The following is a 26830-nucleotide window of genomic DNA, read 5'->3' as shown; positions in this document are numbered from 1 at the left end:
AGCCGGGGGCGGGTTCCGGGGCGTGGCCGCGAGGCAGGTGTCCGTTCGCCGCCAGCGTCCCGGGCCGGCGGGCGCTGGGATGGACGCATGACTTCTCAGGAGACAGCCGGCTTCTCGCAGCCGGCCCTCGACGGCAAGGTGGCCCTCGTGACCGGCGGCAGCCGCGGCATCGGCGCCGCGACCGCCCTGCGACTGGCCCGGGACGGCGCGGACGTGGCCGTCACCTATCTCGACGGCAAGGAGGCGGCCCAGGAGGTCGTCCGGGCGGTGGAGGCGCTGGGGCGCCGGGCGGTGGCGCTGCGCGCGGACGGCGCCGACGCGGCGGAGGCGGCCGGGGCGGTGGAGCGCGCCGCGCAGGCGCTCGGCGGGCTGGACGTGCTGGTGAACAACGTGGGCGTGGGCGTGCTGGGCCCGCTGGAGACCCTGTCGGCCGCCGACGTCGACCGGGTCCTCGCGGTGAACGTGCGCGGCGTCTTCCTGGCCTCCCGGGCGGCCGCCGCCCGGATGGGGCCCGGCGGCCGGATCATCACCATCGGCACCTGCATGACCCAGCGGGTCCCCGGCCCCGGCGGGACGCTGTACACGATGAGCAAGGCGGCGCTGGTCGGGCTGACCAAGGCCCTGGCACGGGAGCTGGGCCCGCGCGGGATCACGGCGAACATCGTCCACCCCGGTCCGACCGACACCGACATGAACCCGGCCGACGGGCCGTACGCGGCCGGCCAGGCGGCGCTCACCGCGCTCGGCCGCTTCGGCACGGCCGACGAGGTGGCGGCCACCGTCGCCCACCTCGCCTCGGCCGCCTACGTCACGGGCGCGGAGTTCGCCGTGGACGGCGGCCACGCGGCGTGAGACGCGCGGGGCGCACCGGCACCGTCCGGGCCGGTGCGCCCCGCGCGGGCCGGGACCGGGTCAGCCGCCCAGCTCCCGGTGGCGGGCGGCGAGCCGCGCGGCGCCGTCCTCGGTCAGGGAGCCGAACAGGCGCAGGCGGGAGATGCCGCCGTCGGGGAAGATGTCCACGCGCGCGTGCGTGCCGACGGCGGGCTCCGGCAGCACGAAGCGGTGGTCGGTGTCGGGCTGGAGGCGGGTGCGGGGCAGGACCTCGCGCCAGTCGCCGGTCCCGCCGTCCCGTACCGAGACCGACGCCCACCCGGCGCTGTTGCCCTTGAGGTAGGCGGTGTCGATCTCGATCGCGCGGATCCGCGCCCGGGCGGCGAGCCGGTAGCGGATCCAGTCGTGGCCCCGGTCGCGGCGGCGCCGGGTCTCCCAGCCGTCGTCCATCTTGCGGGAGCGGCCCGGCTGGACGGTGTTCGTGGCCGGCGAGTAGAAGAGGTCGGACGCGTCCTCGACGCTGCCGCCGTTCTCCAGGGCGACGACGTCGAAGGTGCCGAGCACCTCCAGCCACGCCGGATCGGGGACGACCTCGCCGTACGCGCGCAGGCGGGCGATGCCGCCGTCGGGGTGCTGGTTGACGCGCAGGTGGGTGAAGCGCTGCTCGACGGCGACCTCGAAGCCGTTGGCCGCGTGGCCGCCGACCGGGGTGCGCGGCACCAGCGTCGTCCACTTCACCCGGTCGGAGAGCAGTTCCTCCGGGGACGGGGAGCCCGGCACGGACGTGCCCTCGACGGACACCGCCTGCGGGTAGTTGCCGCGGAAGTGGGCGGTGTCCACGACGATGCCGCGGACGACGCCGGGCGCGCCGAGGCGGATCAGCGCCCAGTCGTGGTCCTCGGCCGCCGGCCAGGGGTGGTCGGCGGAGGCGCCGCGGCGCCGCCGGGTCTCCCAGCCGTCCATGATCTTGCCCTTGTGCCCGAAGTGCTCGGGGTCGAACTCGGCGCGCCCGGGCAGCAGCAGGTTCTCGCGCTGGGCGAAGAACTCGTCGTTGGCGGCGATGACCCCGGCGCCGAGCCGCCGGTCGGCGAGGTTCGCGTGGTGGGTGAAGGGGAAGTCGGCGGTGCGGTAGTCCGCGTACGGGTCGCCGCCTCCGTAGGGGTTCGCGTCGCCGGTGAAGTTCTCGGTCGCCGTCACGGTGATCTGGTCCTGCCTTTCGGGAGCCGGCCGGTGCCGGGGTGGTCGGGGAGGGGGCGGCCTCCTCACGGGGTGCGGGTGAGCAGCCGCCCCTTCGGCTCGGTGAACACGCCGTCCGCGACGACGCGCTGCCCGCGCAGCCAGGTGGACTTGACCACGCCGTACAGGGTCCGGCCCGCGTACGCCGTGACGCGGTTGCGGTGCTGGAGGGCGGCCGGGTCGACGGTGAAGGTCTCGTCGGGGGCGAGGACGGCGAAGTCGGCGTCGCGGCCCGCCTCGATGGCGCCCTTGTGCCGCAGCCCCACCAGGCCGGCGGTGCGCGCGGACATCCAGCGGACCACGTCCTCCAGGCCGTGGCCCCGCCTGCGGGCCTCGGTCCACACCGCGGACAGGCTCAGCTGGAGGCCGGAGATGCCGCCCCAGGCGGTGGCGAAGTCGCCGGTCTTCAGGTCGGCCGTGGACGGGGAGTGGTCGGTGACGACGCAGTCGATGGTGCCGTCCGCCAGGGCCTGCCAGAGCAGGTCCTGGTTGGCGGCCTCGCGGATGGGCGGGCAGCACTTGAACTCGCTGGCGCCGTCCGGGACCTCCTCGGCGGTCAGGGTGAGGTAGTGGGGGCAGGTCTCGACGGTGACGCGTACGCCGTCGGCCCGCGCCGCGGCGATCAGCGGCAGCGCGTCGCCGGAGGACAGGTGCAGGACGTGCACGCGCGCGTGGAGGCGTGCGGCCTGCGCGAGGAGCGTGGCGACGGCGGTGTCCTCGGCGTCGCGCGGGCGGCTGGCGAGGAAGTCGGCGTACCGGGGGCCGCCGTGCTGCGGCGCGGCGGCCAGGTGGTGCGGGTCCTCCGCGTGGACGATCAGCAGCCCGTCGAAGGCGGCGATCTCCGCCATGGTGCGGGCCAGCCGGTCCTGGTCGAGGTGCGGGAACTCCTCCACGCCCGACGGCGACAGGAACGCCTTGAAGCCGAAGACGCCGGCCTCGTGCAGCGGGCGCAGGTCCTTGACGTTGTCCGGCAGGGCGCCGCCCCAGAAGCCGACGTCGACGTGCGCCTTGTCGGCGGCGACCCGCTGCTTGGTCCGCAGGTGCTCGACCGTCGTGGTGGGCGGGAGGGAGTTGAGCGGCATGTCGACGAGGGTGGTGATGCCGCCGGCCGCCGCGGCGCGGGTGGCGGTCCAGAAGCCCTCCCACTCGGTGCGGCCGGGGTCGTTGACGTGCACGTGGGTGTCGACCAGGCCGGGCAGCAGGACGTGGTCGCCGAGGTCCTCCAGGCGGGCGCCGCCGGGGACGGGCGCGTCGTAGGGGAGGACGGCCGTGATCGTGCCGCCGGCGACCGCGACCGACGCGGCGCGCGTCCCCTCCGGAGTGATGACGCGCGTCGAGCGCAGCACCAGTTCAGCGTCGGACACCCGGACCCCTCTCGCAGCAGTTCGTGCACGCCGCACAGCACGGAATTTCAACGTTCTGTTGAAGGAGTCTTCACCCCCGTCCCCGCGCCGTCAAGGGCGCACCGGGCGCGGGCGCGCCCCGCACACCGACTCTGGATGTTTTCACAAGACGGAATTAAAATTCCGTCAAGTAGAACGTAGCTCCGTACCAACGGGCGGTCGACCGGCCGCCGGGTAGGCTTCTGCCCTTCCCGCATGTGTCGAAAGGAACGCGCCGTGCCGACGTCCAGCGCCAGCACCACCGACTCCGCCCGGTCCTCCGCGAGCGGCGGCGTCCAGTCCCTGGAGCGCGCCTTCGACCTGCTCGAACGGATGGCGGACGCGGGCGGCGAGGTCGGCCTGAGCGAGCTGTCCGCGAGCAGCGGGCTGCCCCTGCCGACCATCCACCGCCTCATGCGCACGCTGGTGGCCTGCGGGTACGTGCGTCAGCAGCCCAACCGGCGGTACGCGCTCGGCCCGCGCCTGATCCGGCTCGGCGAGTCCGCCGCCCGGCTGCTGGGCACGTGGGCCCGCCCGTACCTGGCCCGCCTGGTCGAGGAGACCGGCGAGACGGCGAACATGGCGCTGCTGGACGGCGACGAGATCGTGTACGTGGCGCAGGTGCCCTCCAAGCACTCCATGCGCATGTTCACCGAGGTCGGCCGCCGCGTCCTGCCGCACTCCACGGGCGTGGGCAAGGCCCTGCTCGCCGGGTTCCCGCCGGAGGAGGTCCGGGCCCTGCTCACCCGCACCGGCATGCCCGCCGCGACGGACAGGACGATCACCACCCCGGAGGGCTTCCTCGCGGCCCTGGAGGACGTGCGCCGGCAGGGCTACGCCATCGACGACAACGAGCAGGAGATGGGGGTCCGCTGCCTCGCGGTCCCCGTGCCCGACTCCCCCACCGCGGCGGCCATCTCCATCTCCGGTCCGGCGGGCCGGGTCACGGAGGAGGCCGTGGAGAAGATCGTCCCGGCGCTCCAGCAGGTGGCGGCGGAACTGTCGGAGGCGCTGGCCGGCTCCAACGGGCCGGCGGCGTGACGCCGTCCGGCGGTTGAGCGGGCCGGTCGCCGTCCGGCCCCGCCGTGGCGCGCGGGACGCCCCGGCGCCGTAGGGGTGCGGGGCGTGGATGCGGGCGATCCCTGCCGGGCCGAGCGCGCGGTTCCCCGTGCCCCTTCGGGGCGTCGCCCTCCGGCCGGACGGCCGCGGGGCTCAGCGCCGTTCCGGGTCCGCGAAGAGGTCGACCGCCTCGCGCAGGTCGGACAGGGCCGGCGACAGGGCGCTCACCGAGCCGATCGCGCCCGCGACGAGCAGCAGGGAGCGGCGCAGGCCCGGGATCTCGGGAGTGCCGCCGGCGGCCGTCGCGGCCAGTGCGGCGAGTTCCTCCTCGGCGATGCCCCGGTCGGCGAACTCCCCTGGATGGGCGGCGAGTTGCCGACGCAGCCGGGCCACCGCGGAGCGCAGCCCCGTCACCCGCGGGTCCTCGCCGCCGCCGGTCGCAGTCCCCTGCCGCCCCTGTTCCGCGCTCCGCAACACAGTCCGCCCCCTCCGCACGCCGCCCGCGCGTCACCGACCCGGCGCCTCTCCCCGCCCGGGCGCCGGCCGCCCGGACTCACCGGTGGAGCGACAGTTAACGCCACTCCGGCCGTCCCGCGCCAGTCCGCAGCGTCACCGGGTTGCTCCTCAGCGTGACCATGCCATCCGGGGCCGCGGGTGCCCGGCGCGGCGGGCCGGTGGGGTATGCAGGACGCATGAGGACACCGGAGGCGACTTCAGGGACACGCGCCGTGGCGGGGCTGCTGCTGGCCGCGGGAGGCGGACGGCGGCTCGGCGGGCGACCCAAGGCCCTGCTGGAGCACCGCGGACGGCCGCTCGTGGAGCACGCCGTACGGGTCCTGCGCGAGGGCGGCTGCGCACGGGTCCACGTGGTGCTGGGCGCCCGGGCGGAGGAGGTGCGCGCCCGGGCGGCGCTCGCGGGCTGCGTCCTGGTCGACAACCCGGACTGGGCGCGGGGCATGGGCTCGTCGCTGCGGGCCGGGCTCGGCTCCCTCGCCGGGACGGACAGCCGGGCCGCGCTGGTCTTCCTGGTCGACCAGCCCGGCATCGGCCCCGAGGCGGTGACCCGGGTCCTCGCCGCGTACCGGTCGGAGGAGTCGCTGGTCTCGGCCGCCTACGACGGCGTGCGCGGCCACCCGGTGCTCTTCGGCGCCGCGCACTGGGCCGGGATCCGCGCGACCGCCACCGGCGACCGGGGGGCACGCGCCTACCTGAAGGAGCACGAGGAGGCGGTGCGGCTCGTCGAGTGCGGGGACGTGGCGCGGGCGTACGACATCGACACGCCGGAAGACCTGGTCCACCTGGAGTGAACGGGGTGGCACCGGGCGCCGCCTTTCCTCGACCCGGAGAATCTCGACATCAACAAACCATTGAACTTCCACCATGAGGAAACTAATATCCACTCACCAGAAGCGCCCTTCCCCGAGGTCTCGGCCTCGCCCGAGCAGGGGACCCGCATTCCGGGCGTTCTCCGTCATCCCCGGGAAAACTGGCACCCGGTGCCAGGCTCGCTGAAGGAAGTGACCGTTCATGTCCGCACCAGCGCCGTCCCCGCTGGCCGTCGTCGACGCCGAGCCCCTGCCCCGGCAGGAGGAGGTCCTCACCGACGCGGCGCTCGCCTTCGTGGCCGAGCTGCACCGCCGGTTCACGCCCCGGCGTGACGAGCTCCTCGCCCGCCGCGCGCGGCGCCGCGCCGAGATCGCCCGCACCTGCACCCTCGACTTCCTCCCGGAGACCGCCGCGATCCGCGCGGACGACTCCTGGCGGGTCGCCCCCGCCCCGGACGCCCTGAACGACCGCCGCGTCGAGATCACCGGCCCCACCGACCGCAAGATGACCATCAACGCGCTCAACTCGGGCGCGAGGGTCTGGCTCGCCGACTTCGAGGACGCCTCCGCGCCCACCTGGGAGAACGTGGTCCTCGGTCAGCTCAACCTGATCGACGCGTACACCCGGAACATCGACTTCACGGACGAACGCACCGGCAAGTCGTACGCCCTGCGCCCGGACGAGGAACTGGCGACCGTCGTCATGCGGCCGCGCGGCTGGCACCTGGACGAGCGTCACCTCGTCGACGGCGACGGCCGTCAGGTCCCCGGCGCCCTGGTCGACTTCGGGCTGTACTTCTTCCACAACGCCCGGCGCCTGCTCGACCTCGGCAAGGGCCCGTACTTCTACCTGCCGAAGACCGAGTCGCACCTGGAGGCCCGCCTCTGGAACGAGATCTTCGTCTTCGCCCAGGACCACGTCGGCATCCCGCAGGGCACCGTCCGCGCCACCGTCCTGATCGAGACGATCACGGCCGCGTACGAGATGGAGGAGATCCTCTACGAACTGCGCGACCACGCCTCCGGGCTGAACGCCGGCCGCTGGGACTACCTGTTCTCCCTCGTCAAGAACTTCCGGGACGGCGGCGAGCGGTTCGTGCTGCCGGACCGCAACGCGGTGACGATGACCGCCCCGTTCATGCGGGCGTACACCGAACTGCTCGTGCGCACCTGTCACAAGCGCGGCGCGCACGCGATCGGCGGCATGGCGGCGTTCATCCCGTCCCGCAAGGACGCCGAGGTCAACAAGGTCGCCTTCGAGAAGGTCCGCGCCGACAAGGACCGCGAGGCGAACGACGGCTTCGACGGCTCCTGGGTCGCCCACCCCGACCTGGTGCCGATCGCCATGGAGTCCTTCGACCGGGTCCTCGGCGACAAGCCCCACCAGAAGGACCGGCTGCGCGAGGACGTGCGGGTCACGGCGGCCGACCTCCTCGCGATCGACTCCCTCGACGCCAGGCCGACGTACGCGGGCCTGGTCAACGCCGTGCAGGTCGGCATCCGCTACATCGAGGCGTGGCTGCGCGGCCTCGGCGCGGTCGCCATCTTCAACCTGATGGAGGACGCGGCCACCGCCGAGATCTCCCGCTCCCAGATCTGGCAGTGGATCAACGCCGGCGTCGTCCTGGACAACGGCGAGCGGGTCACCGCCGACCTCGTCCGCAAGGTCGCCGCCGAGGAACTGGCCGCCGTCGAGGCCGAGACCGGCGCGGAGGCCTTCGCCGCCGGCACCTGGCGGCAGGCCCACGACCTGCTGCTGAAGGTCGCCCTCGACGAGGACTACGCGGACTTCCTGACGCTGCCGGCGTACGAGCAGCTCCGGGGCTGACGCTCAGCGCTCCGAGTGGCCCAGGGACCTGCCCGGGGCCACTCGGTCGCGTACGGCCTTCTTCACGGCCGTCGGCTCCGGGAAGCCCTGCTCGCGGCGGTCCCACACCACCTCGTCGTTGACCCGGACGACGAAGACGCCGCCCGTGCCGGGCTTCAGGGACAGCTCCGTCAGCTCGGCCTCGAAGGTCGTCAGCAGTTCCTGCGCCAGCCAGGCCGCGCGCGGCAGCCAGCGGCACTGCGTGCAGTACTCGATCTCCACGCGCTGGACGTCCGTCATCCCAGGTGCACCGACCAATCCTGTTCCGCGGCCGGCTTGCCGTGCAGGTCCGGGACCCGCTTGAGCCAGTCCGGCCGTCCCTGCCGGGTCTTCCGTGCCCGCCGGGTCTCCTCCGCGGCCCGTTCCTCCGGGGAGGGGAAGTCGGTGGGCAGCCAGGCGGCGGAGGCCCGCACCCGCGCGTGGAGGTACCGGACGTACGCGTCGCGGACCTCGTCCGGCGTGGCGAAGCCCTCCTCCCCGGCGAGCCAGGCGTCGGGGACCTCCGCCACGACCGCGCGCAGCAGCTCCTCGGTGACCCGGGGCGCCAGGTCCGCGTCCGCCGCCCGGACGTCGGGCCCGTAGTGGCCGAGCGCGTGGTGGCGGAAGTCGTAGGCCTTCTCCGGCGCCGAGGCGTCCCAGCGGTGGTGGAAGACGAGCGCGGCGCCGTGGTCGATGAGCCACAGCCGCGGCGGCGCGGTGCCGAACGTCGGCCAGAGCATGAGGTTGGAGCTGTGCACGGTGCGGTCGACGTTCACGGTGAGGGCGTCCAGCCAGACGATCCGCCCGGCCTCCAGCGGGTCGACGCGGAAGGTCTCCGCGACCTCCGGGGTGAAGTCCCGCGCGCCCGGCAGCCAGTCCATGCCGAGGTTGACGCCCGCGCTGGAGGCGTGCAGCTCCCGCACCTCCTGGTGCGGCTCGTGCGCGGCGATCGCCGGATCGAAGTGCACGAGGACCAGCTCCGGGAAGCGCAGGCCGAGGGCCCGGGCCAGCTCCCCCACGATCACCTCGGCGACCAGCGCCTTGCGGCCCTGCGCGGAGCCGGTGAACTTCACGACGTACGTCCCCAGGTCGTCGGCCTCGACGACTCCGGGCACGGAGCCGCCCGACCTCAGCGGGGTCACGTAGCGAACAGCGGTCACGTCGCGCAGCACACCGGCAAGGGTACGGGAGACCTCCGGTGCGCTGATCGTCCTCACGGCCCGGCCAGCGGGTTGGGCAGCGGCAGGTAGCGTGCGTCGGCGCCGTCCGCGCCCGTCCAGCGCAGCAGCAGGTTGGTCTTGCCGGGCAGGGTGGGGGCGGTGAGCAGGGCCCGTGCCTCGGGCAGGCCGTGGCGGGCCAGGGCGCGGCGGACGGCGGGCCAGGGGTCGAGGCCGCGGTGGCGTTCGGCGAGGGCCCCGGCCACCTCGACGAGGTGGTTGACGACCAGGCAGTACACCAGCCGCTCCCAGCCGGCGGCCCGCGCCACCTCCGGCAGCAGCTTCACGCCCTCGGCGTCCCGGAACAGCGCCTGCACGGGCGTACCGGCGGGGTCGACGGCGACCAGGGTGTTCTGCAGGTGCGCCTCCAGGACGACGCCGTGCTCGGCGAACGCGGTCAGGGCCGGCGGGACGACCTGGGCCAGGTACGCCTCCCACCAGGCCGCCGGGTCCGCGGCGCGGTCGAGCGGGCTGCCGTCGAAGCCCTCCACCAGCCCGGCGGCGAGCAGCGGCGTCGCGCCGGGCAGCAGGTGCCCGGCGAAGCCGTCGCGGACGAGGACGGCCAGTTCCTCGTGGGCGAAGCCGGCGGTGCGGTAGCCCCGGTCGCCCAGCCAGGCGGCCGGGCCCCGCATCGCCGCGAAGGCCCGGGCGGCGGCCTCGTCGGTGCGGCGCAGCCTGCGCAGGTCGTGGCGCCACAGCCGGCGGATGTCGTTGGTGATGCGCACGTCGAGGCTGAACTTCAGGAACAGGTCGCGGCCGGGCGCGTACAGGGTGCGGATCGCGGCCGTGGGCCAGGCGTCGAAGGCGGTGGTGCCCAGCCGCAGGAGCCTGCCGTCGGCGAACGCCTCCGTCAGCTTCGGTCCGACCAGGTCCAGTTGCCAGGGGTGGGCGGGCAGCAGCCGGTAGCCGGGCGGGGCGGTGCCGAGGGAGTCGAGGGCCGAGGTGTCGCCCTCCTCGACGACCGTGTCCGCGCGCAGGCCGAGCAGCACCAGGGGGAAACGGGCGTGCGCCTCGGGCGCGTACGGCAGCCAGCCGGCGGCCGGGCCGCCGCCGCGGGCCTTGGGGGCGGGGTGGTGGGTGTGGCCGGTGAGCAGGGACTGCTCGGAGCGCAGGTAGGGGTCGCCGGGCGGGGTGGCGCGGGCGCGGGCGGCCAGCAGGGCGGCCACCGCGTCCCGGCTGTCGGACATCTCGGCGGGCAGTTCGTGGTTGGACAGACCGGTGTGCCGGCGCAGTTCCTCGGCGACGAGCTCGACCAGTTCCGGATGGCCGATGCGCCGCCAGCGGCCCGCGGCGTACAGCTCCGGCTCGGCGGGCCGCCGGGTGCCGCGCACCCGCAGCAGCCGGTCGCCGCCGGGCAGCCGGTACACGCGGCGGTCGTCCGCCGGGCGGGCGACGGCCGCCGCGCCGGGGCCCCGCACCGGTTCCGCGACCTCCCGCAGCAGGCAGTTCAGCAGCGGCACGGCCGCGTACGCGTCGGCGCGCTCGGCGACGTCGGCGCGCCGGGCGGCGTCGTCGGCGGCGGGCGGGGGCATGAGGTCCACGCGTTCCACTCGTTCCCTGTGGTCTGTCCGGGCGGGGATGATCAGTATGTCGGTCGGCGTCCCTCCCCCGTGACGCCCTATTCGTACCCGAGGAGCCCGCCCGTGCACCGTCCCCCCACCGCCGAGGCCGAGGTGGCCGACGAGCTGGCCGCCGTGCGCCCCGGTCTCGTGCAGCGGTACGCGGCCGCGCTGCCGGGCGCCCGCGCGGCCGTGCTGTCCCGGCTGTGGCGCGGCCTGTCGCACGAGCCGCTGCCCTGGGTGACCGGCCGCGCGCCGGCCCGGGACGGTCTGGTCCTGCGGCTCTCCGACGGCCGCCGGCTGCACGGCCCGCACCCGGACCCGTACGCGACCGGCGCGTACGTCACCGCCGTACGGCTCGACGGGACGGAGTACGACGACCCCGCACGGCTGATGGCGGACCTGGCCGTACCGCACGCGGCGGCCTTCGCCGCCGAACTCGGGCACAGCGTCGCCTCGCTGGCGCTGTCGCGGGCCGGCCAGCCGGATCACCCGCAGGAGTGGCCCGGCCGGGACTGGGAGTGGGAGCAGCGGGTGGTGGACGGGCACCCCTTCCACCCCGCCTGCCGTTCCCGGCCCGGCTTCTCGGTGGCCGAGCAGCTGGCGTACGGGCCGGAGCACGGGCCGGTCGTGGAGCTGGGGCTGGTGCCGGTCCCGGCCGGGGAGTGCCTGGTGGCGGGCGCGTGGCCGGAGGCGCTGCGGGCGGCGGGCCGGGTGGTGATCCCGGTGCATCCGTGGCAGGCGGCGCACGTGCTGAAGCGGAGCTGCGAGGAGCGGCTCGCCGCGCATCCGCTGATGGCGCTGCGGACGCTGGCGCTGCCGGACGGGCCGCACGTGAAGACCGCGCTCAGCGCGCGACTGACCTCGTCGGTGCGGGACATCTCGCTGGGCTCGGTCGCCGCGTCCGCGGTGCTGTCGGACTTCGGGCAGGCGGTGGCCGCGCGCACGGACGGGCTGCTGCACGTCACCCGCACGCTGGGCGCCGCCGCGGCGGGTTCCCCCGACCTCGCGGCGGTGCTGCGCGAGTCGCCGCAGCGGTACGCGGCGGCCGGGGAACGGGTGGTTCCGGTGGCGGCGCTGGCCACGACCGGGCTGCCGCGCACGCCCGGCTGGACGGCCGGTTTCGCGCGGCTCGCCCTCACGGTGGGGCTGCGGCTGCTGGAGCTGGGTGTGGCCCTGGAGGCGCACGGCCAGAACCTGCTGGTGGTGCTGTCGCCGTCGGGCGAGCCGCGGCGGCTGGTCTACCGCGACCTGGCCGACATCCGGGTCTCCCCGTCCCGCCTGGCCCGGCACGGCATCCCGGTGCCCGGTCTGCCCGGCCGCATGGTCACGGACGACGAACGGACGCTGCGCCGCAAGCTGTTCGGCTCCCTGGTGGCGGGCGCGCTGGCCGGGACGGCGGGCTCGGGCGCGGCGCTGCGCGAGGCGCTGGGGACGGCCGTGCGGGACCTGCCCGGGACCCCCGGTCTGGCGGCCCTGCGCGACGACCCGCTCCCGGCGAAGGCGCTGACGCTGATGCGCCTGTCGCCCGGACGGGCCGGGGACCTGTGGGCCGAACTGCCCAACCCCCTGCGCTGACACCGCGTTTTGGAACGCGGCACCCCCGCTCCATAAGATCCCCCGATGATCACAAGAACACGGCTGGTGGCAGGGGCCGGTGCCCTGCTCGCCGCGCTGGCGGCCGGGCTGGTCCTCCCGGCCGGGGCGGCCGCCGGTGAACCCACGGGCCAGGACGCGCCCAAGGTCGACCTGGTCCTCGACGTGAGCGGCTCGATGCGGGCCCGCGACATCGACGGCCGGTCCCGCATGGCCGCGGCCAAGCAGGCGTTCAACGAGGTGCTCGACGCGACACCGGAGGAGGTCGAGCTCGGCATCCGCACGCTCGGCGCGGACTACGCGGGCGACGACCGCAGGACGGGCTGCAAGGACACCGCGCAGCTCTACCCGGTCGGCCCGCTGGACCGCACCGAGGCCAAGACGGCGGTGGCCACGCTCACCCCGACGGGCTGGACGCCGATCGGCCCCGCCCTGCTGAAGGCCGCCGACGACCTGGAGGGCGGCAACGGCTCCAAGCGGATCGTGCTCATCAGCGACGGCGAGGACACCTGCGCGCCGCTCGACCCGTGCGAGGTGGCCCGGGAGATCGCGGCCAAGGGCATCGGCCTGACCATCGACACCCTGGGCCTGGTGCCGACCGCCAAGCTGAGCCGGCAGCTCAGCTGCATCGCCGAGGCGACCGGCGGCACCTACACCTCGGTCGAGCACCAGGACGAACTCACCGACCGGGTCAACGAGTTGGTGGACCGGGCCGCCGAGCCGGTGGTGACGCCGGTGGCGACCGAGGGCGGCGCGCGGTGCACCGGGGCCCCGACGCTGACGTCCGGCCTGTACACCGACCGCGAGGAGTTCGGGCAGCAGCGCTGGTACCGCGTGGACGTCCTGCCGGGCCAGGAGCTGCGCGCCTCGGTGAGCGTCGCCGCCGACCGGGCCGTGCGCCCGGACTACGGGGTGCTGCTGCGGGCCGTGACGGTGCACGGCCGGGAGATCGTGCGCGGCGAGGCGGCGGGCAACGGCCGCACCGACGTGATCTCCACGGGGCTGAGGTATCCCAGGCCCGAGCGCGAGGACGCCGACACCGGCGACGGCAAGCCCGCCGCGGAGGCCGTGTGCCTGGCGGTGACCACCTCCTTCTCGGCGGCCCCCGGGGTGCAGACCACGCCCGGTCTGCCGCTGGAGCTGACCGTCGACGTCGTGGACGGTCCGGACCGGGCGGGCGACGTGGCCTCCTTCGGGCTGGGCCGCGGCTGGTGGCTGCTCGGCACGCTGATCCTGGCCGGCTTCCTCGCCGGTCTCGTCTGGGGCTGGCTGTCGCGCTGGCGCGTCGCCGTCTGGAGGACCAACTGATGCGTATCGCTGGTGTGGTGGGCGCGGCCCTGCTCGCGCTCGGACCGGCCGCGGGACCCGCCGCGGCCGACGCGTCGCCGTCACCGGGCGCCTCGGACGGCGACGCGGCGCCGACCCGGGCCGGCACGTCGTTCCGTACGGCGACGGAGATCGACCAGGGACAGCGGGCCACGGCGCGCGCGTCCGCGGGCGACTACCTGTACTGGTCGTTCCCGGCGGACGCGGGCCGGCGCCCCACCGTCCGCGCCACCGTGAGGCTCCCGGACACGCACGCCGCCGAGACCTGGCAGCTCGACGTGTACGACGGGCTGCGCCGCCGCCAGGCCTGCCAGTACGGGGCGAACACGCGCACCGCGGCGGCGGACGCGTCCTCCGTGGAGCTGGCCTGCGTGCTGCGCACGGTCCGTGCCTGGTCGGAGCCGTGGGCGAACGACCCGTTGCCGGGCACGTACTACGTCCGGCTGACGGCGGTGGGCCTCCCGGCCTCCGACCGGGGTCTCCGGGTCGACGCCGAGGTGCGGGCCGACTCCGAGGACATGGGCGGGGCGGCGGCGGTGGACGGCTCGCTGGCCGAGCCGCTGGTGCCGGGCGTCGCGATGGAGACGGAGGAGGCGGAGGAGACGGACTCCGGGACGCCGGCCGTCCTGTCGGCCGTCGAGCCGGACGGCGGCTGGGCGTCGGGCTGGTGGTCCGACCGCTGGGTGTGGACCGCGGCGGGCGGCGCGCTGGCCGCGCTGGCGGGTGTCGGCGGGTACGCGCTGACGCGCGGATCGGGGCGGCCGCCGCGGCCCTGACCCCTCCCCGAGGTGACGTCACGTCGGAAGGCCCGCCCCGTGCGGGCCTTCCGCCGTCTCCGGGTGCGGTTCGCTCCGGGTGCGGCTCAGCCCTCCCGCAGGGCCTTGGCGGCCGGGCCGTCGCCGGTCACCTCGACGCGCCCGTCGCGCACGGCGTCGGCCAGGCGCAGCTCCCCGCGGGCGATGGCCGTGCAGGTGCCGGTGTCCAGGACCAGCCGTGCGTCGGGCTCCCCGGGGGCGGGGCCGTCGCCGTACACGGGGCCGTCCCCGGATCCCGCGTACACGTGGAAGTCGCCTTCCTCCAGCCGGACTTCCACCACTCCCCCGCCCTCCAGCGCGCGCAGCAGGGGCAGCGCGAACCAGTGGGCCCGCACCGCGTCCGTGGGCCGCCGCTCGCCCAGCTCGGCCCGTCCCCACTCCCCCAGCGCCTGGAGCACCGGCAGCAACTCCCGCCCACGGCCGGTCAGTTCGTACACGAAGACGGCCCCGGGCGGCGGCAGCCGGCGCCGGACGGCGAGGCCGTCGCGCTCCATGTCCTTCAGCCGGGAGGCCAGTACGTCCGTGCTGACGCCCGGCAGGTCCGCGTGCAGGTCGGTGTAGCGGCGCGGACCGGCCAGCAACTCCCGGACGATCAGCAGGGTCCAGCGGTCGCCGACGACGTCGAGCGCGCGGGCGGCGGAGCAGTACTGGTCGTAGCTTCGGCGAGGTGGCATGCGACGCAGTCTAGACAAGTTGTTGGACTTTCCAAGCTCTCACTTGGTAAAACCAAGCAACACCAGATACCGAAGAGGGTGGCGGCGCATGGAGTTCCGGCAGTCGAGCAAGCTCAGCGAGGTCTGTTACGAGATCCGGGGCCCGGTGATCGAGCACGCCGACGCGCTGGAGGAGGCGGGCCACAGCGTGCTCCGCCTGAACACCGGCAACCCCGCGCTGTTCGGGTTCGAGGCGCCGGAGGAGATCCTCCAGGACATGATCCGCATGCTGCCGCGGGCGCACGGCTACACCGACTCGCGCGGTGTGCTCTCCGCCCGCCGCGCCGTGGCCCAGCGCTACCAGACGCTCGGCCTGGAGGTCGACGTCGACGACGTCTTCCTGGGCAACGGCGTCTCCGAGCTGGTCTCGATGGCCGTCCAGGCCCTGGTCGAGGACGGCGACGAGATCCTGATCCCGGCCCCGGACTTCCCGCTCTGGACGGCCGTGACGACCCTCGCGGGCGGCAGGGCCGTGCACTACCTGTGCGACGAGCAGGCCGAGTGGTACCCGGACCTCGACGACATGGCCTCCAAGATCACGGACCGCACGAAGGCCGTCGTCCTGATCAACCCCAACAACCCCACCGGTGCCGTCTACCCGAAGGAGGTCGTCGAGGGCGTCCTCGACCTCGCCCGCCGCCACGGCCTGATGGTCTTCGCCGACGAGATCTACGACCAGATCCTCTACGACGACGCCGTGCACCACTCGGCCGCCGCACTCGCCCCCGACCTGGTGGTCCTCACCTTCTGCGGCCTGTCCAAGACGTACCGGGTGGCGGGCTTCCGCTCCGGCTGGCTGGTGGTGACCGGGCCCCGGCAGCACGCCAGGGACTACCTGGAGGGCCTGACCATGCTGGCCTCCATGCGGCTGTGCGCCAACGCGCCCGCCCAGTACGCCATCCAGGCCGCGCTCGGCGGCCGGCAGTCCATCCGCGAGTTGACCGCGCCGGGCGGGCGGCTGCACGAGCAGCGGAACGTGGCGTGGGAGAAGCTCAACGAGATCCCCGGCGTGTCGTGCGTGAAGCCCAAGGGCGCCCTGTACGCCTTCCCGCGCCTGGACCCCAAGGTGCACAGGATCCACGACGACGAGAAGTTCGTCCTGGACCTGCTGCTGCGGGAGAAGATCCAGGTGGTGCAGGGCACCGGCTTCAACTGGCCCGCCCCCGACCACTTCCGCATCCTGACCCTCCCCCACGCCGACGACCTGGAGGCGGCGATCGGGCGGATCGGGCGGTTCCTGAGCGGCTACCGGCAGTAGGCGGCACCGGCGGCGGGGCCGGTTGTCGGACCCGGGTCGTAGCGTGGGACCCGCGCCCGCCCGTGCGCACCAGGTCCTGGAAGGAGCACGCCGTGACCCGACCGCCCACCGCCGCGCAGCGGCGGGTCGTCGACGCCGCCGACCCCGTGACCGGACGGCTGAAGGGCACGCCGGCCCAGCTCGCCGCGCTGGTGCGGCAGGGCCTGGCCTTCCGGCACCCGCGGCCGCCGCACGACCACTTCCTGACACCGGAGGGACACCGGGTCCGGCAGGGGATCGGCCTGCGCCCCGAGCCCGCCGGACAGGATCCCGGGACCGGCGGTGTCTTCGCCGCGCGGACCGGCGACGAGCCGTCGCCCGCGGACCCGGGTCCGGCGCGGCGGCGCGAGGTGCACAGCGCCTGGCAGGGGCTGCTGGAGCTGCGCCGGATGACGAACACCGACGGCGCCACGGACCGGCCCTGCGGCTGGGAGCGCACGCACCTGGTGCAGGCCGCGGCGCTGGCCCTGGAGGCGGACGGCCACCGCCCCGCGGACCCGCGGGCGGACGGCTACCGGGTGCGGGAGACCCCGCAGCCGGAGGCCGTCGCCGTGCACGCGGGGGACGGCACGGCCCTGCGGGCCTGCGCGGCGACGCTGGAGCGGGCCGGATGGCAGGTGGGCGAGCACACCGACCCGCGCACGCGGGCCCGCTATCTGCTGGCGTCGCCGAGACGGACGTAGCGGCCGCGTGCCAGGATCGACGGGACCCGTGGGCGCCGCTGTGGAGGAGAGACCGTGACCGAGCCGTTTTCCGTTCCGGTGACCGTCCGCGGGTACGAGACGGACGTGCAGGGACACCTCAACCAGGCGGTGTACCTGAACTACGCGGAACACGCCCGCTGGTCCCTGCTCCGGGCCGCGGGGATCAGCCAGTCCGCCCTGATCGCCCGGGGCGTGGGGCCGGTCGCCCTGGAGACCACCATCCGCTACCTGCGCGAGCTGCTCGCCGGGGACGAGGTGGAGGTGACGTGCGCCTTCGAGTGGGGCGAGGGCAAGACGTTCCGGATCCACCAGACGATCCGCAAGGCGGACGGCACGGTGGCGGCCGAGATCACGGCGGTCGGCGGCCTCATCGACCTCACGGCGCGCAAGCTGGTCCCCCGCCCGCGGGAGCGGTTCGGGGAACTGGCGTCGGACCCGGCCGTGTTCGGGCTGTGAGACGGGCCGGGGCCCGTCCCCGCGCGAGCCCGTCGCAGCGCCGGCCGCACCCGGGAAATCCGGATGCGGCGCCCCCGCCGGCCTGCGATGCTGCGCCTCCATGACCGCACGACGCATCAGACCCAGCCTGTACGTGTCCGTCGACATCGAGGCGGACGGGCCGATCCCGGGGCCGTACTCCATGCTGAGCCTGGGGGCCGCGGTGGCCGGACGGCACGACGCCGACGGCTTCACCCCCGCCGATCCCGGGGAGCTGACGTTCTACCGCGAACTGCGGCCGACCGGCGAGGAGTTCGTTCCCGAGGCGCTGGCGGTGAGCGGGCTCGACCGGGAGCGCCTCGTCGCCGAGGGCGCCGAACCGGCGGTCGCGCTCGCGGAGTTCTGCTCCTGGGTCCGCAGCGTCGGCGGCGGCGCCCAGCCGGTGATGTGCGGCTATCCGGCGTCGTACGACTGGACGTTCCTGTACTGGTACCTGATCCGCTTCACCGGCTCCAGTCCCTTCGGGCACTCGGGCTGCCTGGACATGAAGACGCTGTACGCGACGAAGGCGGGGGTGCCGCTGCGGGCGGTGGCCAAGGGCACGATGCCCCGCCACCTCCTGCCCCGGCGCCCCCACACCCATCACGCCCTGGACGACGCGATCGAGCAGGCCGAGCTGCTGGCCGACCTCATGGCGTGGCCGGGGCCCGGGTCACCCCCTTGATCTCCTCGCCGGCCTCCATCGGATGGGTCACGTCCCGGGCGTCGCGGGCGTCGCGGCCGAGGTGGTTGAAGACGAGGTTCAGCAGGACGGCCGCCACGCAGCCGGTGGAGATGCCGGAGTCCAGGACGATCCTCGCCGTCTCGGGGAAGGCGTGGTAGAACTCCGGCGCGGTGATCGGGATGATGCCGACGGCCAGCGAGACGGCCACGATCAGGACGTTGTTGTCCTTGTCCAGGCCGGCCCGGACCAGGGTCTGTATGCCGCTGGCCGCGACCGAGCCGAACAGGACGACGCCCGCGCCGCCGAGCACCGGGCGCGGGACGACGGCGATGAGCGAGGCGGCCACCGGGCACAGGCCCATCAGGACCAGGAACGCGCCGCCGGTCGCGACGACGTAGCGGCTGCGGATCCTCGTCATCGCGACCAGGCCGATGTTCTGCGCGAAGGCGCTGCACATGAAGCCGTTGAACAGCGGGCTGACCGCGGACCCGAGGGTGTCGGCGCGCAGGCCGGCCGCGATGGTCCTCTCGTCGGCCTTGCGGTCGACGATCTCGCCGAGCGCCAGCATGTCGGCGGTGGACTCGGTCATCGACACCACCATGACCACGCACATCGACAGGATCGCGGCCAGCTGGAACTGCGGGGCGCCGAAGTGGAACGGCGTCGGGAAACCGACCAGGTCCGCGTCCGCGACCGGCGAGAAGTCCGTCACGCCGAACGGGACCGCCACCAGCGTGCCGGCGACCAGGCCCAGCAGGACGGCGATCTGCTTGACGAAGCCGCGGGTGAAGCGGCGCAGCAGCAGGACGACGACGAGGGTCGCCGCCGCCAGGCCCAGGTTGGTCGGCGAGCCGTAGTCGCCGGCCGTGGGGGCGGCGCCCTGGGCCCAGCCGAAGGCGACGGGCAGCAGCGAGACGCCGATGAGGGTGATCACCGTGCCGGTGACCACCGGCGGGAAGAAGCGGACGGCCTTGCAGAAGACCGGTGAGGCGAGGAAGCCCAGCACGCCCGCGACGATGACCGCGCCGAAGATGACCGGCAGCGCGTCGGACCGGTCGTCGGTGGAGGCCACGATCGCGGTCATGGGGGCGACGCCGGCGAAGGTGACGCCGTTGACGAAGGGCAGCCGGGCGCCGATCTTCCAGACGCCGAGGGTCTGGAGGAAGGTGGCGAGGCCCGCGGTGAACAGGCAGGCGCCGGTGAGGAAGGTGAGGTCGGTGCCGGTCAGGCCGATGGCCGCGCCGACGATCAGGGGCGGGGCGACGACCCCGGCGTACATGGCGGCCACGTGCTGCAGGCCGCTGGTCGCCATCTTGAGGGCGGGGAGTTTCTCGTCGACGGGATGTACGGCGCGCGGTGCGGGGGACGTGGGCGGTACGGCATCGGGCTGAGCGGCCACGGCGGCTCCTCCGGTCGGGTACACGTCGGCTCCGACGTGGGTTTCAGGGAGGTGGTGCGGGTGGGCGTGCGGGTACACCTCCCTGCTCGGGCGGTGCCGGGGGTGCGGGGAGGGACCGGGACGGCCGTTCGGGAGGGAACGGGACCGTTCCGGGGCGCGCGCGTCCACGCGCGCCCCGGCGACGGCCGCCATGGGCCCCGCTCGGGTCCACGGCTGCCGGCCGGAAGCCGTCCCTCCCGGCCGGAGTCCTTCGGGTGGTTCAGCCCTGCGCGGCGATCCGCGCCAGCCGCTGCGCCTCGGCCCGCGTGGCGCGGGCGATGGCGTCCTCGTCGGCCGTGAGCAGCCGTCCGTCCTCGACGATCTGCCGGCCGTTCACGAACGAGGCCGTGACCGGGGCGGCCGCGCCGAGGACCAGCGCGGTGACCGGGTCGGCGATGGAGGCGTGGGCGAGGGTGTCCATCCGCCACAGCACCAGGTCGGCCAGCTTGCCCGGCTCCAGGGAGCCGGTCTCCGCCGCGCGGCCGAGGACCCGGGCGCCGCCGTAGGTGCCCAGGCGCAGCGCCTGGCGGGCGTTCAGGGCCGCTTCGCGGTGCGCGCCGAGACGGTTGATGAGCAGGGCGTTGCGCAGTTCGGTGTGGAGTTCGCCGGACTCGTTGGAGGCGGTGCCGTCGACGCCGAGGCCGACCGGGACGCCGGCGGCGAGCATGTCCGGGACGCGGGCGATGCCGGCCGCGAGCCGGGCGTTGGAGGAGGGGCAGTGGGCGACGCCGGTCCGGGTGCGGGCGAAGGCGGCGATGTCGGAGTCGTTCATGTGGACGCAGTGCGCCATCCACACGTCCTCGCCGAGCCAGCCGGTGGACTCGAAGTAGTCGGTCGGGCCCATGCCGAACAGCTCGTGGCAGAACTTCTCCTCCTCCACGGTCTCCGAGCCGTGGGTGTGCAGCCGCACGCCGAGGCGGCGGGCGAGCTGCGCGCCGTCGCGCAGCAGTTCGGTGGAGACGGAGAACGGCGAGCAGGGCGCGACGGCGACCTGGGTCATGGCGTCGGAGGAGGCGTCGTGGTGCTGCCTGACGGTCTCCTCGGTGGCGGCGAGCGCGCCGTCGAGGGTCTCGACGGCGAAGTCCGGCGGCAGGCCGCCGTCCTTGGCGCTGCGGTCCATGGAGCCGCGGGCGAGGGTGAAGCGCACCCCCATGTCGCGGGCGGCGCGGATGATCGCGCCGGACAGGTCGCCGGAGCCCCGCGGGAAGACGTAGTGGTGGTCCATGGCGGTGGTGACGCCGCCGCGGGCCATCATGGCGAGCGAGCCCTGGGCCGCCGCGTACACCATCGGCTCGTCGATGCGCGCCCAGGTCGGGTAGAGCGCGACGAGCCAGTCGAACAGGTTGTGGTCCGTGGCCAGACCCCGGGTGATCCACTGGTAGAAGTGGTGGTGGGTGTTGACCAGACCGGGGGTGACGAGGTGCCCGGTGGCGTCGATCCGGCGTACGACGTTCTCCAGGCCCTCGGGGGCCTTGCCCGCGCCGAGCGACTCGATGCGGTTGCCGGCGAGGACGACGTGTCCGCAGGCGTACTCGGTGTCGTTCGCGTCGACGGTCGCGATCGCGCAGTTCTCGATGACGATGCGCTGGGCTGCTGCCATGGTGCGTCCCTTTTTCTCTGGTTCCTTCTGTGGCGAGGGCACGGCAGGACCCTGGGAGTTTGAGTGCCGCGGCCCGGGGGCCGCGGGTGCCGAGGGAGGACGGGTGCCCCCGGGGTTGCGGGGGCACCCGGACGCGTCAGAGGTTGGTGAGGTCGACCGGGATCCTCGGCTCGCAGCCGTCCCGCAGGACGGTCGCCTCGATCAGGCCGTAGGGGCGGTCGGCGGCGAAGTACACCTCGTTGTCGTTCTTCAGCCCGAACGGCTCCAGGTCGACCAGGAAGTGGTGCTTGTTCGGGAGGGAGAAGCGGACCTCGTCGATCTCGTCGCGGTGGTCGATGATCCGCGCGCCCATCTGGTACAGCGTCTGCTGGAGCGACAGGGAGTACGTCTCGGCGAAGGCCTGGAGCATGTGCTTCCTGGTCTGCTCGTAGGACTCCTCCCAGTGGGGCGCGCGCTGGTCGTCGTCGGTCCAGTTGAACCGCCAGCGGCCGGAGACCTGGGTGGCCAGGATGCGGTCGTGGGCCTCCTTGAGCGTCGTGTACTTGTCCTTGACGTAGCCCCAGAACTCCGAGTTCGTCGAGTTCATGACGGTGAGGTCCTTCAGGCCGGAGATCACCTCCCACCGCTCGCCGTCGTAGGTGATCTGCGTCAGCCGGGTCTCCTGGCCCTTGCGGACGAAGGAGTGCTCGGCCCGGTCGGCTCCGGCGGCCGGCGCGTCCGCGCCGGAGGTCCCGATCCGCTCCCAGGCGTACTCCTCGATGCGGATGCGGGCCCGGTGGATCGGTTCCTGGCTGGTGACGAAGTGGCGGGCGAGGTGGATGCCGAACTGCTCGGCGGACTCGATGCCGTACTCCTTGGCGAACGCGTACACCGTGTTCTTGGTGGTGTCGGTCGGCAGGACGTTGGCGTTGGAGCCGGAGTAGTGGACCTCCTCCATGTCGCCGGAGAGGGCGACGGAGACGTTGAGGTCCTTGATGTGGTGGGTGGCGCCGTCCCGCGTGATCCTGACGACTCGGTTCTCGGCCTTGCCGTACTGGTTCTGTCCCAGGAGGACGGGGCGGCCGGGGCGGGCATGCACGGTCATGTAGCTAGCTCCCTCGGTAAACGGAGTAGCCGAACGGGTTGAGCAGCAGCGGTACGTGGTAGTGCTCGCCGGGCACGACGGCGAACGTGACCGCCACCTCCGGGAAGAACACCGCGGGGCCGCTGTCCCGATTCGCGGGGGCGTCCTGCTGCGCATCGGCTTGCTGGGTTGCGAAGTAGGGCTCGACGGCGAAGTCGAGCCGTACGTGGGTGGTCCCCTCGGGCAGGGCCGGGAGGTCCTTGCACCGCCCGTCCGCGTCGGTGGCGGAGCCGCCGAGCGCCTGCCAGCCGGCGTCGCGGCCGGCGCGGGCGGCCAGGCGGACGGCGACGCCCTCGGCGGGGCGGCCGGCGCTGGTGTCCAGGATGTGCGTGGAGACGGATGCGGTGGTGCTCGTGCTCATGCTGCTCTCAGTCCCCTTCGACGAGTCGGGCGAGCCGGATCCGGTTGATCTTGCCCAGTTCGGTGCGGACGATCTCCCGCTCCCGCTCGGGCGCGTTCCCGATCCGTTCCCTGACCGCGTCGCGCATCTGCTCGCCGGTCCGGCCGGTGGCGCAGACGAGGAAGACGTGACCGAACTTCTCCTGGTAGGCCAGGTTCAGTTCGAGCATCTCGGCCTTGAGCTCCTCGGAGGCGCCGGCCATGCCGCGCTGCTCCCGCGCCGAGGTCGGGTCGCCCGGCCTGGGGCGGCCGATGGGCGGGTGCCCGGCCATCGCCTCGGCGAGGTCCGCGGGGGTCAGCTCCGCCGTGGCGGCGTCGCTGGCGGCGTACAGGTCCTCGGCGGTGGCGTAGGGGCGGGCGGCCAGCAGCCGCCTCACCCACGCCGTGGCGGCGCACGCCTCGTGCAGGGCGGCGTGGGCCGCCTGCTCGTCGAGGGCGTTGAAGCGGGCCAGGCCCGGCGGCGTGGAAGTGGGCGTCACGGGAGCCTCCGTGGCCGTGTCGGCCTTCGTGCTGAACGGGCGTGCCAGTAGCTAACGCCCTCCGCACCACCGCGTCAACACTTTGTTGAAAAATCGGGGTTACGGAACGCCGGCCCCGTCCCGCCGCCCGCGGCCGGCCGGATCAGGAGCCCTTCTCGCGGTTGAGGTAGTTGTAGACGGTGAAGCGGCTCACGCCGAGCGCGCTCGCCACCGTCTCCACGCCGTGCCGCACGGAGAAGGCGCCGCGCGCCTCCAGGGTGCGGACGACCTCCTGCTTGTCCTTGCGCTCCAGCTCGGACAGCGGCCGGCCCTTCTGCCGCTCCATGGCGGCCAGGATGTGGTCCAGGGAGTCCGCGAGCTGCGGCAGGCGCACGGCGACGACGTGCGCGCCCTCCCAGGACAGCACGACGTCGTCGGGGCCGGCCTCGTCCGGCGGGAGCAGCTCCCCGCCGATCGCGTCGACCAGCGGCTTCACGGCCGCGATGAACGGCTCCTCGCCGGTCACCGGTCCGCCTCCTCGACCACGTTGACCTGGAGCGAGATCCGGGTGGCGCCCGCCTGGAGGGTCCTGCGCAGCAGCGCGCCCACGACGTCGAGCACCGCGTCGGCACGCCCCTCGGCGGTGTTGCCGAACGGGCCGACGTCCACCGCGTCCAGTTCGGCGGCCTCGACCACCTCACGGGCCACCAGCGCGTGCGCGGGTGCCTCGTCCAGGTCGAAGGGCTCGGTCGTGAATTCCACTCGCAGTCGCACGGGCTCAACCTAACGCGCGCGGTGGACGTTCGGGCAGCCCCTGCCCGGGCGGCCCTCGCGGCCGCCCCCCTTGACAGCCTCCCGGCCGCCGGGCAGTCTTCCCGGTGTCTTCCATTAGACAGAAACCAACTTCCGCAATGTGGAATGACTGAGCGGAAGGCGAGTCAGGAAGGGAGCGCGGCCCCGATGGGATTCGCAGACCAGCGCTTCAACGTCAACCTGTCGATCCTCTTCACGGAACTCCCGCTCCTGGAGCGCCCCGCGGCCGCCGCCGCGGCCGGCTTCGGCGCGGTCGAGCTGTGGTGGCCGTGGACCGACTCCCCCACCCCCGCGCGGTCGGAGCTGGACGCGCTGCGGCACGCGATCGAGGACGCGGGCGTCCGGCTCACCGGCCTCAACTTCTACGCCGGGCGGCTGCCGGGCCCGGACCGCGGCGCCCTGTCCGTGCCGGGCGAGGAGTCGGAGCGGTTCCGCGCCAACATCGACGTGGCCGCCGACTTCGCCGGCTCCCTCGGCTGCACGGCGCTCAACGCGCTGTACGGCAACCGCGTGGCGGGCGTCGACCCGGCCGAGCAGGACGCGCTGGCCCTGGAGAACCTGGTGCTCGCGGCCCGGGCCGCCGACCGGATCGGCGCGGTCCTGCTGATCGAGGCGCTCAACGCGCCCGAGTCGCCGCTGTACCCGCTGGTGAGCGCGCCCGCCGCGGTCGGGATCGCCGACAAGGTCGACGAGGCGACCGGACTGGGCAACGCCCGGTTCCTGATGGACCTCTACCACCTGTCGATGAACGGCGAGGACCTGCCCGCGGTGATCGAGCGGTACGCCGCGCGGACCGGCCACGTCCAGATCGCCGACACCCCCGGCCGCGGCGCCCCCGGCACCGGCACCCTGCCGCTGGAGGACCTCCTCGACCGGCTGGCGAAGGCCGGTTACGACGGCTGGGTCGGCCTGGAGTACAAGCCGGGCGACCGTCCGAGCGCCGAGGCCTTCGACTGGCTGCCGCGCGGGGCCCGCGCCGCCCGCTGAGCCGGGCCCGCGCCGCCCGCCGACCATCCGATTCCCCGAGAGGCACCCGCAATCATGAGCAGCACCCTTCCCAAGATCGCCTGGATCGGCCTCGGCATCATGGGCTCCCCCATGTCCGAGAACCTGATCAAGGCGGGGTACGACGTCACCGGCTACACCCTGGAGCGGGAGAAGCTGGACCGCCTGGCCGCCGCCGGCGGCACCGCCGCCGGATCCCTCGCCGAGGCGGTGCGCGACGCCGACGTGATCATCACGATGGTCCCCGCCTCCCCGCAGGTGGAGGCCATCGCCTACGGCCCGGACGGCATCCTGGAGAACGCGCGGCCCGGCGCGCTGCTGATCGACATGTCCTCGATCACCCCGCAGACCTCCGTCGACCTGGCGAGGAACGCCGAGGAGAAGGGCATCCGGGTGCTCGACGCCCCGGTGTCCGGCGGCGAGGCCGGCGCCGTCGAGGCCGTCCTGTCGATCATGGTCGGCGGCGACCAGGCCGACTTCGACGAGGCCGGGCCGGTCTTCGAGGCGCTGGGCAGGACCATCGTGCTGTGCGGCCCGCACGGCTCCGGCCAGACCGTGAAGGCCGCCAACCAGCTGATCGTCGCCGTGAACATCCAGGCGTGCGCCGAGGCCGTGGTCTTCCTGGAGAAGTCGGGCGTGGACCTGCGCGCGGCCCTCGACGTCCTCAACGGCGGCCTGGCCGGCTCCACCGTGCTGACCCGGAAGAAGGACGCCTTCCTGGACCGGGACTTCAAGCCCGGCTTCCGCATCGACCTGCACCACAAGGACATGGGCATCGTCACCGATGCCGCCCGCGCCGTCGGCGCGGCCCTGCCGGTCGGCGCCGTGGTCGCCCAACTGGTCGCGTCGCTGCGCGCGCAGGGCGACGGCGGCCTGGACCACTCGGCCCTGCTGCGGGCCGTGGAGCGCCTGTCGGGCGCCCGGGTCTGACCCCGGCGGTCCCCGTCCTCCGGGCGGCGCCGCCGCCGACACCTGTCCTGTCGCGCCCAGGCGGTGGCGCCGCCCGGATCCCCTCCCGAAACGACGATGTGACCGAGAGGAACCTCGCGCGCCTCCGCGCCGGCCGGCCCCGGGGACGGCCGGCGCGCGGAGCAGGCGGTCCACGCCCTGCGCGAGGAGCGAGCCCACGGCTCGCGTACGGGACCCGGCCGGAGGCCGGGACCGTGCGCGCGGCCCGCGGTGTCCCGGAGCGGCCCGGATGAGGGGTGGCCGCCCGGAGCATCGCGGGCAGGGCGAGGACCGCGGCGGGATCCCCCGTGTTCGAGCGAAGGCGAGAACGCGGGAGAGTGCGAGCCAGTGCGGTGGTGAAGGACCGGACCCTCCTCCTACGACCTGAGGGGAGGAGGCACCGGTTCCGTCGCACCCGCCGCGGTCCCGGCCCGAGCACCACCCGAAGACCCCGTCCGGCGGCGCGAATGTCCTGTCGCGCCCAGCCTCGCGCCGCCGGACGGCCAGACCCCGGCGAGCGCCGGATGCGGACGGTTCCCGCATCCGGCGCTCGCCGGCGTCCTGGGGTGCGCCGCGGTCCCGCCCGCAGGAACCTGAAGGCATGACCCACCCGACCGAGCAACCGCACATCGTGGTCCACCCGCCGGCCCTCGACGGGTCCCGGCGGGTCACCGCGGGCGACGACACGCTGGGCATCGCCTCGCACGCCGACGACGTCGGCGAGATCCTGCGGCTGGCCGACCTGTACGTCACCGACGTCGCGGACAGCGACCTCATCGAGTGGCAGGGCGGCGGCCCGGACGACTGGCCGGGGCTGTCGGAGCACCACGAGCCCTGAGGGAACGCCGGTGCCCGTCTACGCCACCGGTCGTACCGCCGCTACGCAACCCTCAGATCAACCTCTGAACAAGGTCCCGGGGGCTTCACCTCCCGGCGGGACGGGCCCATCCTCGGTCACACGGGACCCGCCGCCACGGGGGA

At 74.3% G+C, this 26830-nt stretch carries 28 protein-coding genes; 14 read left to right on the top strand and 14 right to left on the bottom strand.

Annotated elements, in window-relative coordinates; translation table 11 throughout:
* The first annotated feature begins 87 nt into the window (after positions 1-87).
* Positions 88-852, top strand: coding sequence for an SDR family oxidoreductase (locus ACIF8T_RS28580; protein ID WP_400038985.1), 765 nt, complete (start codon positions 88-90; stop codon positions 850-852).
* Positions 853-912: 60 nt separating this feature from the next.
* Here ACIF8T_RS28580 and alc read toward each other — a convergent pair whose 3' ends face one another.
* The gene (gene alc / locus ACIF8T_RS28575; protein ID WP_400038984.1) at positions 913-2028 is read right to left on the bottom strand and encodes an allantoicase; all 1116 of its coding nucleotides are present in this window, start codon (positions 2026-2028) and stop codon (positions 913-915) included.
* Between the two features lie 65 nt (positions 2029-2093).
* Positions 2094-3431 (bottom strand): allantoinase AllB, encoded by a 1338-nt coding sequence (allB, locus tag ACIF8T_RS28570; RefSeq protein ID WP_400038983.1) that lies wholly within the window; start codon positions 3429-3431, stop codon positions 2094-2096.
* Between the two features lie 255 nt (positions 3432-3686).
* Between allB and ACIF8T_RS28565 the strand changes: the two genes are divergently transcribed.
* On the top strand, positions 3687-4490 hold the full coding sequence (locus ACIF8T_RS28565; protein ID WP_400038982.1) for an IclR family transcriptional regulator: 804 nt from the start codon (positions 3687-3689) through the stop codon (positions 4488-4490).
* 171 nt (positions 4491-4661) lie between these two features.
* Here ACIF8T_RS28565 and ACIF8T_RS28560 read toward each other — a convergent pair whose 3' ends face one another.
* Entirely contained in the window at positions 4662-4922 is a 261-nt protein-coding gene (locus tag ACIF8T_RS28560) for a DUF5955 family protein (RefSeq protein WP_400038981.1), read from the bottom strand.
* A 278-nt stretch (positions 4923-5200) separates the two neighbouring features.
* Here ACIF8T_RS28560 and ACIF8T_RS28555 point away from each other — a divergent pair, with 278 nt between their 5' ends.
* Both ACIF8T_RS28555 and aceB read left to right on the top strand, forming a co-directional pair.
* Positions 5201-5815, top strand: coding sequence for an NTP transferase domain-containing protein (locus tag ACIF8T_RS28555; RefSeq protein ID WP_400038980.1), 615 nt, complete (start codon positions 5201-5203; stop codon positions 5813-5815).
* Between the two features lie 220 nt (positions 5816-6035).
* Positions 6036-7661, top strand: coding sequence for a malate synthase A (gene aceB / locus ACIF8T_RS28550; protein ID WP_400038979.1), 1626 nt, complete (start codon positions 6036-6038; stop codon positions 7659-7661).
* Positions 7662-7664: 3 nt separating this feature from the next.
* Here the strand turns inward: aceB and ACIF8T_RS28545 are convergent, their stop codons facing one another.
* The 3 genes from ACIF8T_RS28545 to ACIF8T_RS28535 are packed head-to-tail and all read right to left on the bottom strand — an operon-like array spanning position 7665 to position 10446.
* A complete protein-coding gene (locus tag ACIF8T_RS28545; RefSeq protein ID WP_400038978.1) occupies positions 7665-7940 on the bottom strand; it encodes a SelT/SelW/SelH family protein in 276 nt (91 codons plus the stop codon).
* Positions 7937-8851, bottom strand: coding sequence for a HipA family kinase (locus ACIF8T_RS28540; protein ID WP_400038977.1), 915 nt, complete (start codon positions 8849-8851; stop codon positions 7937-7939). Before ACIF8T_RS28540 ends, ACIF8T_RS28545 begins: the two co-directional genes overlap by 4 nt.
* Before the next feature lie 41 nt (positions 8852-8892).
* Entirely contained in the window at positions 8893-10446 is a 1554-nt protein-coding gene (locus ACIF8T_RS28535) for an IucA/IucC family protein (protein WP_400038976.1), read from the bottom strand.
* Between the two features lie 93 nt (positions 10447-10539).
* On the opposite strand from ACIF8T_RS28535, the gene ACIF8T_RS28530 reads away from it, so the two are divergent.
* Genes ACIF8T_RS28530 through ACIF8T_RS28520 form a run of 3 tightly spaced genes read left to right on the top strand, consistent with a single transcriptional unit; the run spans position 10540 to position 14153 of the window.
* Positions 10540-12033, top strand: coding sequence for an IucA/IucC family protein (locus ACIF8T_RS28530; RefSeq protein WP_400038975.1), 1494 nt, complete (start codon positions 10540-10542; stop codon positions 12031-12033).
* 45 nt (positions 12034-12078) lie between these two features.
* Positions 12079-13359, top strand: a complete 1281-nt coding sequence (locus tag ACIF8T_RS28525) for a VWA domain-containing protein (RefSeq protein WP_400038974.1) — start codon at positions 12079-12081, stop codon at positions 13357-13359.
* Positions 13359-14153 carry a hypothetical protein gene (locus tag ACIF8T_RS28520; protein ID WP_400038973.1) on the top strand — a complete coding sequence of 265 codons (795 nt, stop codon included), beginning with the start codon at positions 13359-13361 and terminating at the stop codon, positions 14151-14153. The genes ACIF8T_RS28525 and ACIF8T_RS28520 overlap by 1 nt, the downstream gene beginning before the upstream one ends.
* An 86-nt stretch (positions 14154-14239) precedes the next feature.
* Here ACIF8T_RS28520 and ACIF8T_RS28515 read toward each other — a convergent pair whose 3' ends face one another.
* Positions 14240-14866, bottom strand: coding sequence for a winged helix-turn-helix transcriptional regulator (locus ACIF8T_RS28515; protein ID WP_400038972.1), 627 nt, complete (start codon positions 14864-14866; stop codon positions 14240-14242).
* Positions 14867-14954: 88 nt separating this feature from the next.
* Between ACIF8T_RS28515 and ACIF8T_RS28510 the strand changes: the two genes are divergently transcribed.
* The 4 genes from ACIF8T_RS28510 (at position 14955) to ACIF8T_RS28495 (ending at position 18065) form a co-directional block, all read left to right on the top strand.
* Positions 14955-16163, top strand: a complete 1209-nt coding sequence (locus ACIF8T_RS28510; protein ID WP_400038971.1) for a pyridoxal phosphate-dependent aminotransferase — start codon at positions 14955-14957, stop codon at positions 16161-16163.
* A 92-nt stretch (positions 16164-16255) separates the two neighbouring features.
* Positions 16256-16885, top strand: a complete 630-nt coding sequence (locus ACIF8T_RS28505) for a hypothetical protein (protein WP_400038970.1) — start codon at positions 16256-16258, stop codon at positions 16883-16885.
* A gap of 54 nt (positions 16886-16939) precedes the next feature.
* Positions 16940-17362: an acyl-CoA thioesterase gene (locus ACIF8T_RS28500; RefSeq protein ID WP_400038969.1), complete on the top strand. Its 423-nt coding sequence runs from the start codon at positions 16940-16942 to the stop codon at positions 17360-17362.
* 100 nt (positions 17363-17462) lie between these two features.
* Positions 17463-18065, top strand: coding sequence for an exonuclease (locus ACIF8T_RS28495; protein WP_400038968.1), 603 nt, complete (start codon positions 17463-17465; stop codon positions 18063-18065).
* Here ACIF8T_RS28495 and ACIF8T_RS28490 read toward each other — a convergent pair.
* The 7 genes from ACIF8T_RS28490 to ACIF8T_RS28460 all read right to left on the bottom strand — a co-directional run bounded on the left by ACIF8T_RS28490 (position 18031) and on the right by ACIF8T_RS28460 (position 23857).
* Complete coding sequence (locus ACIF8T_RS28490; RefSeq protein ID WP_400039086.1) at positions 18031-19377, bottom strand: nucleobase:cation symporter-2 family protein; 1347 nt, start codon at positions 19375-19377, stop codon at positions 18031-18033. The genes ACIF8T_RS28495 and ACIF8T_RS28490 overlap by 35 nt on opposite strands.
* Before the next feature lie 346 nt (positions 19378-19723).
* Positions 19724-21103, bottom strand: coding sequence for an 8-oxoguanine deaminase (locus ACIF8T_RS28485; protein ID WP_400038967.1), 1380 nt, complete (start codon positions 21101-21103; stop codon positions 19724-19726).
* Positions 21104-21239: 136 nt separating this feature from the next.
* Complete coding sequence (gene pucL / locus ACIF8T_RS28480; protein ID WP_400038966.1) at positions 21240-22187, bottom strand: factor-independent urate hydroxylase; 948 nt, start codon at positions 22185-22187, stop codon at positions 21240-21242.
* A gap of 4 nt (positions 22188-22191) precedes the next feature.
* Complete coding sequence (uraH, locus tag ACIF8T_RS28475) at positions 22192-22587, bottom strand: hydroxyisourate hydrolase (protein ID WP_400038965.1); 396 nt, start codon at positions 22585-22587, stop codon at positions 22192-22194.
* 7 nt (positions 22588-22594) lie between these two features.
* Positions 22595-23104 (bottom strand): 2-oxo-4-hydroxy-4-carboxy-5-ureidoimidazoline decarboxylase, encoded by a 510-nt coding sequence (gene uraD / locus ACIF8T_RS28470; protein WP_400038964.1) that lies wholly within the window; start codon positions 23102-23104, stop codon positions 22595-22597.
* A 142-nt stretch (positions 23105-23246) separates the two neighbouring features.
* The gene (locus ACIF8T_RS28465) at positions 23247-23609 is read right to left on the bottom strand and encodes a helix-turn-helix domain-containing protein (RefSeq protein ID WP_400038963.1); all 363 of its coding nucleotides are present in this window, start codon (positions 23607-23609) and stop codon (positions 23247-23249) included.
* Positions 23606-23857, bottom strand: a complete 252-nt coding sequence (locus ACIF8T_RS28460; protein ID WP_400038962.1) for a thiamine-binding protein — start codon at positions 23855-23857, stop codon at positions 23606-23608. The genes ACIF8T_RS28465 and ACIF8T_RS28460 overlap by 4 nt, the downstream gene beginning before the upstream one ends.
* A gap of 186 nt (positions 23858-24043) precedes the next feature.
* On the opposite strand from ACIF8T_RS28460, the gene ACIF8T_RS28455 reads away from it, so the two are divergent.
* From ACIF8T_RS28455 to ACIF8T_RS28445, 3 genes are all read left to right on the top strand, one after another.
* On the top strand, positions 24044-24883 hold the full coding sequence (locus ACIF8T_RS28455) for a TIM barrel protein (RefSeq protein WP_400038961.1): 840 nt from the start codon (positions 24044-24046) through the stop codon (positions 24881-24883).
* Positions 24884-24937: 54 nt separating this feature from the next.
* Positions 24938-25831: a 2-hydroxy-3-oxopropionate reductase gene (locus tag ACIF8T_RS28450; protein ID WP_400038960.1), complete on the top strand. Its 894-nt coding sequence runs from the start codon at positions 24938-24940 to the stop codon at positions 25829-25831.
* A gap of 619 nt (positions 25832-26450) precedes the next feature.
* Complete coding sequence (locus ACIF8T_RS28445) at positions 26451-26687, top strand: hypothetical protein (RefSeq protein WP_400038959.1); 237 nt, start codon at positions 26451-26453, stop codon at positions 26685-26687.
* Positions 26688-26830: the final 143 nt, after the last annotated feature.

Source organism: Streptomyces sp. NPDC085946 (assembly GCF_044540485.1).
In the GTDB taxonomy this organism is placed as follows: Bacteria; Actinomycetota; Actinomycetes; order Streptomycetales; family Streptomycetaceae; genus Streptomyces.
Note: the sequence above shows the minus strand (reverse complement) of the source record. Positions and strands in the feature narration are given on the sequence as shown.